This window comes from Mycolicibacterium sp. Y3 (genome assembly GCF_051188035.1).
In the GTDB taxonomy this organism is placed as follows: Bacteria; Actinomycetota; Actinomycetes; order Mycobacteriales; family Mycobacteriaceae; genus Mycobacterium; species Mycobacterium fluoranthenivorans.
This window is the reverse complement of the sequence record NZ_JAVQLT010000001.1, coordinates 4,796,882-4,810,381: the sequence shown is the minus strand read 5'-3', so window position 1 is coordinate 4,810,381 and position 13,500 is coordinate 4,796,882. Positions and strand designations below refer to the sequence as shown.

The following is a 13,500-nucleotide window of genomic DNA, read 5'->3' as shown; positions in this document are numbered from 1 at the left end:
GTTGTTGGGTGTCTCACCAGGTGGGCCCCGCGAGCTCGGTGCTGCCCTGGCGTTTCCCGCCGTCGATGCTCACGAACGCCGGAACCAGCTCGCTGGTGACCAGGCCGTGCCGGGCGGTCAACTCGTCGACGACCGCGAATCCTGCCGCGATGCGGGCCGGCGTATCCACCACGATGGTGGTGACCGGTACCTGACGGCCCAACTGAATCAGCTTGTCTCCGTGCGGCTCATGGTCGCCGTGAAAACCCCAGATACCGCGCACCACGGTCACCCCGCTGACCGTGTGGTGTTCGCGCAGCCGCGCCACCAGTGCGCGGTGGATCGGCGTGGCGCCGGTCGATGTCGACACGGTGCTCTCCGAGGTGTGGATCATCAGCTTCTGCCGCAGCGGACGCCCGGCTGCATCGGTCTCGGGCACCGCGGGCGGAGGCGCGATCAGCCGCCCATCACGTTTGCAGAGCTGGGCGCGTTCCAGCGTCATGGTGGCGCTGGGCACCAGCCGCTTCAGCTCCGGTGTCGCCGCCGCGACCTGCTCGCCGGTGCCCGCGGCGATGATCATCAACGGCACGTCGGTGTTGGCACTGAAGAAGCGCGCCCGCCTGCGCTGCCCGGCCACGGTGCCGTCGACCCCGAGGAAGACGGCAGCGCCGGCGAATCCGTGCGCATACAGCACGTCGCAGACCGCGCGGTAGGCCGGCCGGCCCTCGACGCGGGTCTGCCGCCCGATGTAGAGGGTGAGTTTGGCCTGGTCGGGCAGGGGCGCGTCGAGGAGTCGAGCCCGCTCCAGCGTCACGACGCCGCGGCTGATCATCGCCACGGCTTGTTCGGATATCGCGGTGATCCGTTCGGCGCGGTCCACCGCGGCGACGGCGACCGGCAGGTCTTCCGACTGGGTCAGCGTCGCGTCGCTGCGCAGAACGTGGCGCGGACCGAACCCGGCGCTGCCGCGCAGCACCACACTGGTGGCGATCCGCTGCGAGCCGAACAGGTCCAGCAACTCGTCGGCGACGAAGCCGCGCCTTCCGCGCAACCGCTCCCCGAAGTACGCCGTCAGCTTGAGATACTCCGTGCTCACACGAGCCTCCCGACGGTCAGTCCCAGCCAGGCCGCGCCCAACCCGAGCGCCACGCTGATCACGATATTGGCCACCGCCGGCCACACCTGACGTTCCTCGCCGAGCCGCTGTGTCTCCAGCATCCACGTCGAGAACGTGGTGTACGCGCCGACGAAGGCGGTGCCGGCCAACAGCGCGGCGTTCGGGCTCAGCGCCATACCGCCGAAGAAGCCCAACAGCCACGCCCCGCTGACGTTCACGACCAGCGTGCCGACCGGGAACGGCCGGGACAACCGCTTGGCCGCGTGTTTGGTCACCGCCTTGTCCACCAGGAACCGGGACACCGCACCGAACCCGCCGATCACGGCGACACCCATCCACACCGCGAAGGTCATCGGACCCGCGCCCGTCGCACCAGCGCCGTGGTGATGTGCATGGCCAGCAACCCGAGCACGATGCTCGCGACCGTGTAGGCGACGGCCAGGCCGTAGAAGCGGTGCTCCAGCATGGTCACCGTCTCGACCTGCATGGTGGAGAACGTCGTGAGGCCACCGCACAACCCGGTGCCCAGCAGCGGACGCCGGTAAGCCGAGGTCGGGAGCCGCTCGAGCAGTCGGGTGGTGAAGTACGCGAGCAGCACCGTGCCGACGATGTTGACGAGAAACGTCGGCCACGGCCACTGTCCGGGCATCACCGGCAGCGCATGCGCCAGCCCCGCGCGGGCCAGGGTGCCCAGTGCGCCGCCGGCGAACACGGCCGCCAGTTCACGTCGGTCGAAACCAGCCATGCCGCTCAGTATGTAGCCCGACGCGGGGACCGTTATGTTGGGCACACCATGACGGTTGTGCGGATCTGTGTACTGGGCCCGGTCCGTGCCTGGGTCCATGGCGAGCCGGCGGGCAGGAGCGAAGCGACCGGGGAATTCAAGCCCGTCGATCTGGGTGGCCCCAAGCAGCGGGCGGTGCTGGCCCGGCTGGTGCTCGCGCACGGTCAGGTGGTGTCGGTGGACCGGCTCATCGAGGATCTCTGGGAGGGCGAACCGCCGCCCAAAGCGCTGGCGGCGCTGCAGGCCTACATATCCCACCTGCGCCGGGTGCTCGAACCCGGCAGGCAACGCCGGGCCGCCGCCCAGGTGATCGTCAGCGCCGCACCCGGATACTGCCTGCGGCTGCCCGACGACGCCGTCGATGCGTGGTCGGCGGAGGCGAAAACGATTGCCGCCGAGTCACAGTCGGATCTTCTGGAAGAGGTGCTCACCGAGTGGACCGGTGATCCCTACGTCGAGGTCGCCGACACGCTCTGGGCGGCACCGGAAGTCGCGCGGCTGACCGAGCTGCGGCTCTCGGCGGTGGAGTCCTACGCCGCCGCCCAGTCCGCCCTCGGTCAGCACGCGGTGGTGCTACGGGTGCTCGAACCCCATGCCCGCGATCATCCGGGCCGCGAGACCGCCGCCTGCCTGCTGGCCGCCGCCCAGTACCGGGCCGGGCGTCAGGTCGCGGCCCTGGAGGTGCTGCGTCGCACCCGCGAATACCTGACCGACGAGCTCGGGCTCGAACCCGGCAGGCCACTGCGTGATCTGGAGCGCGACATCCTGCGCCAGGCCGAGCACCTCGACCCCATCGCGGTCGCGCCCGCCACGGCCGCCCCGGTGGCTTCGGCGCCGACGAGGTCGCGGACCCGCGGCCGGGCCGATGAACTCGCCGCCCTGGAGACGGCCGCCACCGCCGCACGGCGCGACGGACTGAAGGTGGTGTGGATCGGCGGCGAAGCCGGAGCGGGCAAGACCACCCTGGCCGACACGGCCACCGCCGCGCTGCACCGGGCCGGGTGGACGGTGGTGTTCGGGCGCTGCCCAGAGGTCGACGGCGCGCCACCGGGCTGGGCCTGGACCGAGGTTCTCGACCCGTTCCGGTCGAGTATGGAACCCGGGCAGGCGGGCGCCCTGGCGCCACTGCTGCACGACGGCCCGGCTACCGACAGTGGCGCGTTCTGGCTGGCGCACAGCCTGGCCGAGGTGCTCGGCGACGCCGCGACCGCTCAGCCCCTCGCGATCGTCCTCGACGATCTGCACCGCACCGACGGTCTGACCCTGGAACTCCTGCGCCTGGTCGCCGACCGGCTCGGTGGCCGGCCGGTGCTCGCGATCGGCACCTACCGCCCGTCGGAATCGGGTGCCGAACTCGATATGGCCCGCGCCGCGCTGACCAATCAGACGGCCGCGCATCTGATGCTCACCGGGCTGGACGACGCGGCCATGGTCGAGCTGGCCACCGACTGCGGGCTGCCCGCGGTGACCGGAGCGACCCTGAAGTTGTTGCGGGACAGAACCGGTGGCAATCCGCTGTTCGTACGTGAGATGGTCCGGCTGATGGTTGCCGAAGGAGCCGACGCAGCGCACGGCCGCGTGCCGGCCGGGGTGCGCGACGTGGTACGCCGCCGACTGGCCCGGCTGCCCGGACAGACCGCGACCGCCCTGCGGCAGGCCGCGGTGCTCGGCCGCGAAGTGGACCTGGATCTGTTGGAGGAACTGGCCCGCAGCGACGACGATCTGCTCGACGCGCTCGAACCCGCAGTACTGGCCGGCTTGCTCGACGAACCCGCGCCCGGCCGGATCCGATTTGCGCACAGCCTGATCCGCGACACTCTCTATGACGACACGTCACTGCTGCGCCGGACCCGGCTGCACGCCACGGCATTGAACATGTTGCGCGCACGCGGCACCGACGCCGCGTCGCTGGCCTACCATGCGGTGGCCGCCGCGACTCCCGAAACCGCCGCCGAGGCAGCAGAATTCGCGACGGCAGCCGCCCAGGAGGCCGATGCGGTCGGCGCACCGGGCGAGGCGGCCCGGCAGTGGCGGGCCGCGGTGCGCATGCTGGAACTGGCGGCTGCGGATCCGCAGCGTGCGGTACCGGCCCGCTGCGGGCTGATCTCGGCGCTGGCCCGCGCGGGTGACGCCATCTCGGCGCGCGAGGAACTCAACCGCACCGTCACCCTCGCCGCCGGCGACGACGATCTGCTGGTGCGTGCGCTGACCGCGTTGGACAGCCCGCTGGTCTGGCGGCTGCGAACCGGCGATCACATCGACCCCGTCATCGTCGAACCGCTGCGCCGGATCCTGGCCCGGGACCACCCGCCGCAGGTGCGGGTCCGGCTGCTCATCACCTTGTTCAAGGAGGTCGAGGGCGCCGAGCACGAGGTGGCGATGGCGGCCAGCCTGGAGGCGCTGGAGCTGGCCCAGGTGCTGCACGCGGCCGACCCCGACGCGCATGCCCGGCTGTTGTGCGCGGCGCTGAACGTGGGTGCCTTTGCCGCCCTTGGTCCGGATCTGGCCGATCAACGTCAGCCGATGGCGGCCGAACTGCTGAAGGCCGCACAGGATTGCGGTGCCGTGGACTATCAAGCGGTGGGGCACTGGCTGCTGTTCCTCGCCGCGTCGGGCCGCTCGGATCTGGCGGCCGCGCTTGACCACGTCGATCAGGCCGTGGCCCGGGCCGGCACCGGTCAGCTGGCCTTTCTGCTCGGCGTGCTGGACGCCTATTCCGCCCAGTTGACGGTGCTCGCCGGTCGCCCGGACGAAGGGGAGGCCCGGTACCTGGCCGCCGGTGTCAGCCTGGCTGAGCATGGGGTGGCCAACGGGGTGCTGGTCGGTCTGGTCGGACGGGTCAGCGCGGCGCTGAGCCGCGGGGACCTCGCACCGATGGCCGATGAGCTGCTGGTGCTGCACCGCACGATCTCGGCCACGATGGCCGACGGCGCGGTGCTGGCGCTGGTGTCGGCGGGCAGAATCGAGGAGGCACAAGAGGTCTGGGCCCAGCGGGTGCCCACCGAGCGGTCTTATTACTGGGTGGCGATGACGACGCTGCGGGTGCACGCCGCCGTGGCCGTCGGCGATCTGGCGGTGGCGAAGGCGGAGGCCGCCGAGTTGTTGCCCTACAGCGGGCTGATGGCCGGGCTGGACAACGGCACCCTGCTGACCGGGCCGGTGGACGAGGCGCTGGCCGTGTTGGCCGAGGCCACCGGCGATACCGCCGCCGCGGCCCGCTACCGGCGGGCCGCGGCGGAACTGCGCACGCGCCTGGCCGCCGAGGCCGCGCGGCTGCTCCGCTAACCGAACACCCGGCGTTCAAAGCGCTTGTGGCGCCGTGACATCAGCTTGATGAACCCGAGGAGCAGCGGATTCGCCTCTGCCGCCAGCTGCGCGTACTCCGCCTCGGTTGCCGCGCCGACGATGCGCGGGCCGTCGAAGGACATCCGTCCGGCGCGCTGGGCTGCCTTCTCCACGATGGCCCAGTCGGTGACCGACACATGCCGGCGGATCACGCTGAAGAGTTCGCGCTCCTCGTCGGCGATGTGTTCGCACACCAGTTGGTGCAGGCCGGCCAGCGCGGTGGCCAGCGGTGCCGCCGTCGTCGAGTCGGGTGCCTTCCCGAAGGCGGTGGCCAGTGAGGTGATGCGGTCCAGTCTGGGGTCCAGGGCGGCGTGGTCGTCGGTGAGCTCGGACAGATCGACGAAACTGCCCGCCGAGGCCGTGACGATCGGCCACAGCACCTCGTTCTCGACGGTGTGGTGATGGTGGATGGATTCGCACAACAGGTGGAGGTAGCGGGTGACGTCCTTCGGATGAGCGCAGGTGTGGGCGCCGCCGCCCACCGCGGCCAGCAGTTCGGCGAGCCGACCGACGTCATTGATCATGGCGCGGTGGGCCATGGTGATGCCGGACAGGTCGGGTTCGGTGCTCTGTTGCGCGGATTTTGGTGAGCTGTTCATGCCGCATACGTTGTCGCGCGGCACTTGTGGCGCACTTGCGGCGGGCTTGCAAGATGTGCGGAACAATCGAGGACATGGCCCCCAATCCACGCGCCGGCAAGCCGGCCGATCCGTCCGACCTCATCGACATCGCACACGTGGTGACGGCGTATTACACCGTCTTGCCGGATCCCGACGACATCGCCCAGCAGGTCGTGTTCGGGACGTCCGGCCATCGTGGTACCAGCCTGGACGGCGCGTTCAACGAGGCCCACATCCTGGCCACCACGCAGGCCATCGTCGAGTACCGCACGGCGCAGGGCACCACCGGGCCGTTGTTCATCGGCCGCGACACCCACGCCTTGAGCGAGCCGGCGTGGGCGTCGGCGCTGGAGGTGCTGGCCGCCAACGACGTGGTCGCGATGATCGACGCCGCCGACCGCTACACCCCGACGCCGGCCGTCAGCCACGCCATCCTGACCTTCAACCGCGGCCGGGACACCGACCTGGCCGACGGTATCGTCGTCACCCCGTCGCACAACCCGCCCCGCGACGGCGGCTTCAAGTACAACCCGCCCAACGGCGGGCCTGCGGATACCGATGCCACCGGGTGGATTGCCAAGCGCGCGAACGAGATTCTGCGCGAGGGCATCAAATCGGTGAAGCGGGTGCCGCTGTCGCGGGCGTTGCAGATCGCGCAGCGCCACGACTACCTGAACGCCTATATCGAGGACCTGCCCAATGTGGTGGACCTGCACGCCATCCGCGCCCAGGGCATCCGCATCGGCGCCGATCCACTCGGCGGGGCCAGTGTGGACTACTGGGGTGCCATCGCCGAACGGCACCAACTGGACCTGACGGTGGTGAACCCGCTGGTCGACGCCACCTGGCGGTTCATGACGCTGGACACCGACGGCAAGATCCGGATGGACTGCAGCTCGCCCAATGCGATGGCCTCGCTCATCGCCAACCGCGACCTCTATCAGATCGCCACCGGCAACGACGCCGACTCCGACCGGCACGGCATCGTCACCCCCGACGGCGGCCTGCTCAACCCGAATCACTTCCTGGCCGTGGCCATCGACTACCTGTACACGCACCGGCCGTCGTGGCCGGGTTCGACGGCAGTCGGTAAGACGGCCGTCAGCTCGTCGATCATCGACCGGGTGGTGGCGGGATTGGGCCGCAAGCTGGTCGAGGTGCCGGTCGGGTTCAAATGGTTCGTCGACGGGTTGATCAGCGGCTCAATCGGATTCGGTGGGGAGGAGAGCGCCGGGGCGTCGTTCCTGCGCACCGACGGCTCGACCTGGACCACCGACAAGGATGGCATCATCCTGGCCTTGCTGGCCTCGGAGATCCTGGCGGTCACCGGTTCCACCCCGTCGCAGCGCTACGCGGAGCTGGCCGAGAAGTACGGTGCGCCGACCTATGCCCGCATCGATGCGCCCGCCGACCGGGAGCAGAAGGCGCGGTTGTCGAAGTTGTCGGCCGACCAGGTCAGCACCACGGAGTTGGCCGGTGAGCCGATCACCGCGAAGTTGACCACGGCGCCGGGCAACGGGGCACCGCTGGGCGGGCTGAAGGTGACCACCGAGAACGCCTGGTTCGCGGCCCGGCCGTCGGGCACCGAGGACGTCTACAAGATCTACGCCGAGTCGTTCAAGGGGGCCGAGCATCTGGCGCAGGTGCAGCAGGCGGCCAAGGACGTGGTGAACGCCGTCATCGCCTGACCTCAGTCCGGAGTGGTTGTCTTCTGAAGGTTGTCATCATGTGATGACACACTCCAGCAGAGAGGCACCCGGATGTGGGTGCCTACAGTCAACGGGTGAGTTCTGTTACGGAGGACGACTGTAAGCAGCGGCTACCCGGAGAAGTGTGGGTGCTGATCACCGCCAACGCGGTCATCGCCCTCGGGTATGGCGTGGTTTCTCCCGTCCTTCCGCAATACGCCCGCAACTTCGGCGTCAGCATCAGCGCCGCGACCTTCGTCATCACCGCGTTCGCGCTGATGCGGCTGTGCGCGGCGCCGGCGAGCGGTCTTTTCGTGCAGAAGCTGGGGGAGCGGCGCGTCTACCTGAGCGGCCTACTGATCGTCGCGGTGTCCACCGGGGTGTGCGCCTTCGCGCAGACGTACTGGCAGCTGCTGCTGTTCCGCTCGCTGGGCGGGTTCGGATCGGCGATGTTCACGGTGTCCTCGCTCGGTCTGATGATCCGGATCTCACCGCCGGATGCGCGCGGCCGGGTGGCGGGCATGTTCTCCAGCGCTTTCCTGGTCGGGTCGGTCGGCGGACCGGTGCTCGGCGCGTTGACCGCAGGACTCGGGCTGTCCGCGCCGTTCGCGATCTACGGGGTGGCGTTGGTGGTGGCGGCCGGGGTGGTCTGGGTCAGCCTGCGGCACTCGCCGCTGGGGGCGCCGGCCGACCACAGCGGGCCGACGGTGACGGTGCGCGATGTGCTCGGCAACCGCGCCTACCTGGCGGCCCTGTTCTCCAACTTCGCGACCGGGTGGTCGGTGTTCGGTCTGCGGATCGCGTTGGTGCCGCTGTTCGTGACCGAGGTGCTGCATCGCGGGCCGCGGATGGCCGGGCTGGCCTTGGCGGTGTTCGCCATCGGGAACGTCTCGGCGGTGATTCCCAGCGGTTACCTCTCCGATCGGGTGGGCCGTCGTGTGCCGTTGATCACCGGGCTGGCGATTTCCGGGGTGGCGACCCTGCTGGTCGGGCTGGCGTCCTCACTGACGCTGTTCATGGCGGCCGCGTTCGTCGCCGGGGCCGCGGCCGGCGTGTTCACCTCGCCGCAGCAGGCCGCGGTGGCCGACATCATCGGCAGCAAGGCGCGGGCCGGCACGGCGGTGGCGACCTACCAGATGATGTCCGACGTGGGGGCCATCGCCGGATCCCTGGTGGTCGGGCAGATCGCCCAGTACCTGTCGTTCGGGTCGGCGTTCGTGATCAGTGGGGTGATCCTGCTGATCGCCGCGTTGGGGTGGGCTTTCGCGCCGGAGACCCGTCAAATGACGCCGCAAGCACACACTCCGGCCCGTCCGCTCGGCCCGGAGGCGGGTGGAGAGCTTCCGTGACCAGCGGTTTTGAACCAGGGGTACGGGTGGTGTACTTTCGGTGAGCACAAGTTACGGGGCTATGGCGCAGTTGGTAGCGCACCACACTGGCAGTGTGGGGGTCAGGGGTTCGAATCCCCTTAGCTCCACTCGTAGGAAATCCGCCCCGACCTCGGTCGGGGCGGATTTCGTTTCCTGTGGGGTTCTGTAGCTCCATTCAGATCGACTTCAAGGCTGTTTGATCCGCTCGGATCGCGATCCCCGCCACAGTCTGGATTGCCGCGTCCTGGTCATTCACGGTCGCGGTGACAGATGCGACGAGTCCGCAACGTGTCGGGTGCCTGGCGACCACTGATCCACCCCGGCCCCGCCGGACGGCCGAACAGAACTTAGCCCTGATACGTCCATGGGCTCACAGGCCGATCTGCGCACTCATTGCAGTGTTTGCCAGTTGACGAAGGCATCTTACGATTGACATGCCAGTCGACTTTATGGCAGGGTGCGCGTTGAAGCGGTAGCTGAGGAGTTCATCAGCGTTTGCGAGGGGGTCTCGCCGCGGAACACGTTCGGGGGCGTGCTGTTAATGAGATTGAGTCTCGCTGTTTGTGCGCGGCGACCAACGGTCGCGGTCTTAGCCGGCTTGTTGGCAGCCAGTGTGTCTACCGCTGCTGCGGCGTTTGCTGATCCGCAGGTAATGCCGGATCGGTGGACGCAGTTTGTCACTGACGATGGCTGGGTGGTGGATGTGAACACCACCAATGAGGTGATCGATCACATCGACAACCTGGCGGGTGCGTCGAATTCGTGGCAGGCGCGGGTGTCGGTACGCGCGGAGGCCCGCATCAGCGGTACCGGTGGTGCGGTGATTCAGGATGCGCAGTTGGAGGCCGGGTATTTCGTCGGCTGCCGCACCGATTCGTCGGCGGGTGTCGAGGTGGGCGGCGATATCGGCATCGATCCGTATCAACAGGTCAATGGCCAGGTCTACGGCGGGGGCTACGGCGGCGGCGGTTCCGGTGGTGGTCAGGGCGGCGGGTTCGGCGGGGCGTCGGTTGGTGCGACCTTGGGCGTGCAGGAGCATCTGGGTGGTTACATCCGGGTGGTCCTCAAACCCGGTGGCCTGGCGCAGGTTCCGCTGGACCGGATCAGTCTGCGCAACATGCATGCGGTGTCGAATCTGCGGGATCAGAACATCGAAGCCGACGGGTGCGGTGGTCAGGTCAAGATCCAGTCCTATACGACGATCCGGATCCGTACCGACAACGGCAATGACACCCAGACCCTCTACGGCGAACCGAAAGACCTCTGAGCTCATGGTGATTCGCAACACGATGGGTGCCATCGCACTGGCTGTGTTGGCAGCCTTGATCCCGATGCCGGCTGCGCAGGCGGACCCGCTCTCGACCGACCCGACCCGGCCCGCGGTGCCGTTGCCGATCCAGCGGCCGATGCCCGCCGACCCGGGACGGGTGAATCCGATTGGTGGGGCCAGGATCTCCTCGACGGCTCCGCAAGGCGAGACCGCCGGGCTGGAACCACCGTTGGCCGCCCAAGCCGAACGCGGTGAGGCGACGGTGCCGATGTGGGCCAAAGACGGCATCTTCGCCCCGACCGCGCACCCCAACCGCCAGATATCCATCCACCTGCCCGGAGAGGTGACGCTGGGTCCGGCGGCGTGGCTGCCCGGCGGGGACGGGGTGTACGGCTCACCCGATGTCGACTACACCGTGGTGCCCTATGCCGGTGGCGGAGTGGATATCACGGTGACCCGCAAGACGGTGTTCTCCGCCTCGACCATCCCGTTCGGGATCAAACTCCCGGCGGCGACGCATCTGCGCCAAGGCCCCAACGTGGTGTTGGTCGAGACCGATGCTGTTCCTGGTAACCCATCGCGGGTGATCGGCACCTTCTCGATCCCTACGGCCACCGACGCTCACCAGGCACCTTTGTCGGTGACACCGACGTTGGGGCCGGGCTTTCCACCGGGACAGTCGAATCTGACCATCGATCTGGGGCCCGCGAACATTTTTGCTTTCCCGGTCACCATTGCCCTGTCCTACCGCGCTTCCGATGTGCCGACCACGGGTGCGCCCAACCCCAACTGGACCGGAATGCCGGCCGGGGTCAACGTGTCAGTCGCACCGATTGACGGGCACTGCACCGGCGGCCCTGATGCCTACACCAGCGCTGACGGCCGGGCCGCGAACTTCGCGGCGGCGTGTGTGACACAGCAGCAATGCCTGACCACCGCCCCGGCCTACACGTCGGTGGACTCCTGCAACAACCGCTTGTTGGCGCACATGTCGATCCAGTGCACCACCGTGTTCGGTCAAACCGGAGACGACTACGACGCCTGCACCCGTGCCGCCGCCGACTACGTCACCTGGACCAAAACCAACATGACCGGCGGAGCACCATGAGTCGACTGGTCACCGCTGGGCGCGCGAGCAGGCATCCAGAGTCGTTCAACGAGTGGGATGGCCGGCGATGGCGGCCATGAGGCGACGGTTGACGTCGATCCCGCCGCGCTATCGACGGCTGTTCGTAGTCCCGGCGCTCCTTGCTGTGTTTCTCGCTGCGGTCATCACCACCACCAACGACCATGGGGGGTCAACGATATCGGCACTGCCCGGGGCGACCGCTGATCCAACCGGCCCCACTGGAGGGCCAGGCGGTGACGGAGGCAACGGCGGCCAATTCCAGCCACCCGGGATGCCCAGTCCGCCAGGGGCATACAACGGCGGCTCTTATCCCGCGCCGGGTCAGTCTGACTACGGCGTGGACATCAACTCGCCGTCCGTGCACGCGCCCGACTACAGCGAGGCTGCGCAGTACCCGCAACAGTCCTACCCACAGCGCCAGCAGCCGGTACACGGCACCCAGCCGCCGGATTACGACCGACCGCTCCAGTCGGCGCCATCCCAGGCGCAGGTGCAGCAGAGCCAGCGGGATGTTCCGCAGCCATCGGCAACGGCAGAACCTCAACAGTCGTCACAACCCGAGCAAGACCGGCAGTCGGACTGCACCCTGAACACGTCAGCGGTGACCAACGGGCAAGTGGTGTACGCGGCGAGCCCCGAGGCGGCGGCGGCCGCGGGGCAGGCTGCTCAGGAATGGGTGAATGCGGGCTCGGTTCCCATCACTGAGGCCAGCGCGACCGGAGCCTCACCGACGGTGGTGATCGAGTTCTCCCGCGATCCCACGGTGGGCATCGCCGAATACACCTCCGGCAGCGATACGACCCCTGCGCGAATACGGGTCAATCCGGACAACTTGTCTGTGCAGGAGTTGGCGTCGGTGTTGGCCCATGAACTCGGCCACGCCCTCGGTCTGGCGCATTCGGACGATCCTGCGGCGTTGATGAACCCTGGTGGTCAGCCCCAGGGTGGTCCGCAAGCTGCCGATATCGCGGCGCTGCAACAAGCCTGCACAAGCGGACCAAAAACCCCCAATGTTTCCGAACAACAGACCTGGGGAGCATGCGGGCGCACCTCACCGGAAGACAAGACCGTGCGCACCTTCGCCCGCGCACCCATCAACACCCCCGGCCACGCCATGGTCGAAGGCACCTCCACCCTGTATTGCGGAGATCTTAAAAACGGGTACCGCCACATAGCCGACGGCCACGAAGGCGATTGGGATCGAATCGACGGTAGATACAATTGGCGTGACAACGCTGATCACAGCATCGAAGTTGCGCTGCAACACCCGATGACCGTCTGCTACGCAGAGTCCAACGGGACATTCGTCATCGGCTACCTGCTCTTTGAGAAGAACATCCTCAAAAACGGAGAACTGACCGGGAAAACACTGTGGGCGAACGTCATAATTGACGGTGGCGGCGGGAAGATCATCACCGCCTACCCTTCGTCTGCTCCGAGAGGGTGCGCATAGACATGTCCGCCACCCAACGCAACACGCTACGCAACAGCATCCTCGCCTTGATCATGATTGGAGCGGTCCTTATGGCCACGAGTTGCGGTGACAACAACTCCGGCGGTGGCGACCAGCCGGCCGTGAGCGCACCCGACCTGCCGACTTGCGCGCAGATTGGCGATGCGCTTCACGGCCTAGTCGCCAACCTGGAACCGGTCAACCTAAACCGAACCCAAGAGGACATCGAAAACGGTGCCATGTGTCGGTGGGAAGACAAGCCAACAGGAAAGAGCATTCTCATCGGAGCGAAATATGGCCCGATCGATGTGCAGGAGATATACGACCAGAAGGGAGTCTGGGATCCGTCCACTTCCATGATGCCGGTGTACTCGCTGGCCAAGCCAGACGGCCAGGAACGTTCGGATGCGGTCTTCGTCATCTATGACGGCAGCGCTGAGCGGTACGAGCCAGGTTGCGAGGTGAACTTGACCTATTTCACTCCAACGTTCAAGGTGCAATTCATCGGCGATGAGTACGTGATCGATCAGGCCAAGGATGCAACGCTGCGGGTGGCGGATTTGATGCGATGAGTCCCACGCTGTGCAATAGGGAATAGTGGCTCAGTGTGGGTCGTGGCCGGCTCTGGTGTGGGTGAGGCGGTAGCAGTGATGCCGGTTTGACTCGTGGCGAGGTTGTCAAGGTCGCGTTCCTGCTGTCGCAGAACGCTTCCTCCATCACCGGATCGACGCTCGACGTGGCCGGC

At 67.8% G+C, this 13,500-nt stretch carries 11 protein-coding genes and 1 tRNA gene; 8 read left to right on the top strand and 4 right to left on the bottom strand.

Annotation, left to right across the window (positions count from 1 at the left end; translation table 11 throughout):
* Nucleotides 1–13 precede the first annotated feature (13 nt).
* From QN239_RS23390 to crcB (QN239_RS23380), 3 genes are read right to left on the bottom strand one after another with little or no spacing between them, the layout of a single operon-like run.
* Nucleotides 14–1,075, bottom strand: coding sequence for a putative PII-like signaling protein (locus tag QN239_RS23390; RefSeq protein WP_499014070.1), 1,062 nt, complete (start codon nucleotides 1,073–1,075; stop codon nucleotides 14–16).
* Nucleotides 1,072–1,449 (bottom strand): fluoride efflux transporter CrcB, encoded by a 378-nt coding sequence (crcB, locus tag QN239_RS23385; protein WP_499014069.1) that lies wholly within the window; start codon nucleotides 1,447–1,449, stop codon nucleotides 1,072–1,074. Before crcB (QN239_RS23385) ends, QN239_RS23390 begins: the two co-directional genes overlap by 4 nt.
* Nucleotides 1,446–1,841, bottom strand: a complete 396-nt coding sequence (gene crcB / locus QN239_RS23380) for a fluoride efflux transporter CrcB (RefSeq protein WP_499014067.1) — start codon at nucleotides 1,839–1,841, stop codon at nucleotides 1,446–1,448. The genes crcB (QN239_RS23385) and crcB (QN239_RS23380) overlap by 4 nt, the downstream gene beginning before the upstream one ends.
* 48 nt (nucleotides 1,842–1,889) lie before the next feature.
* On the opposite strand from crcB (QN239_RS23380), the gene QN239_RS23375 reads away from it, so the two are divergent.
* Nucleotides 1,890–5,165, top strand: coding sequence for an ATP-binding protein (locus QN239_RS23375; protein WP_499014065.1), 3,276 nt, complete (start codon nucleotides 1,890–1,892; stop codon nucleotides 5,163–5,165).
* Here QN239_RS23375 and QN239_RS23370 read toward each other — a convergent pair.
* Nucleotides 5,162–5,824, bottom strand: a complete 663-nt coding sequence (locus QN239_RS23370) for a hemerythrin domain-containing protein (RefSeq protein WP_499014063.1) — start codon at nucleotides 5,822–5,824, stop codon at nucleotides 5,162–5,164. The two genes, QN239_RS23375 and QN239_RS23370, sit on opposite strands and share 4 nt — an antisense overlap.
* Before the next feature lie 74 nt (nucleotides 5,825–5,898).
* On the opposite strand from QN239_RS23370, the gene pgm reads away from it, so the two are divergent.
* The 7 genes from pgm to QN239_RS23335 all read left to right on the top strand — a co-directional run bounded on the left by pgm (nucleotide 5,899) and on the right by QN239_RS23335 (nucleotide 13,327).
* Complete coding sequence (gene pgm / locus QN239_RS23365; RefSeq protein ID WP_499014061.1) at nucleotides 5,899–7,533, top strand: phosphoglucomutase (alpha-D-glucose-1,6-bisphosphate-dependent); 1,635 nt, start codon at nucleotides 5,899–5,901, stop codon at nucleotides 7,531–7,533.
* A gap of 95 nt (nucleotides 7,534–7,628) precedes the next feature.
* On the top strand, nucleotides 7,629–8,882 hold the full coding sequence (locus QN239_RS23360) for an MFS transporter (protein WP_499014058.1): 1,254 nt from the start codon (nucleotides 7,629–7,631) through the stop codon (nucleotides 8,880–8,882).
* A 55-nt stretch (nucleotides 8,883–8,937) separates the two neighbouring features.
* Nucleotides 8,938–9,010: transfer RNA gene (locus tag QN239_RS23355), tRNA-Ala, on the top strand.
* 434 nt (nucleotides 9,011–9,444) lie between these two features.
* On the top strand, nucleotides 9,445–10,170 hold the full coding sequence (locus tag QN239_RS23350; RefSeq protein ID WP_499014056.1) for an MspA family porin: 726 nt from the start codon (nucleotides 9,445–9,447) through the stop codon (nucleotides 10,168–10,170).
* Between the two features lie 22 nt (nucleotides 10,171–10,192).
* Nucleotides 10,193–11,281 carry a hypothetical protein gene (locus QN239_RS23345; RefSeq protein ID WP_499014054.1) on the top strand — a complete coding sequence of 363 codons (1,089 nt, stop codon included), beginning with the start codon at nucleotides 10,193–10,195 and terminating at the stop codon, nucleotides 11,279–11,281.
* A gap of 358 nt (nucleotides 11,282–11,639) precedes the next feature.
* A complete protein-coding gene (locus tag QN239_RS23340; RefSeq protein ID WP_499014051.1) occupies nucleotides 11,640–12,755 on the top strand; it encodes a matrixin family metalloprotease in 1,116 nt (371 codons plus the stop codon).
* Between the two features lie 2 nt (nucleotides 12,756–12,757).
* A complete protein-coding gene (locus tag QN239_RS23335) occupies nucleotides 12,758–13,327 on the top strand; it encodes a hypothetical protein (RefSeq protein ID WP_499014048.1) in 570 nt (189 codons plus the stop codon).
* Nucleotides 13,328–13,500 lie beyond the last annotated feature (173 nt).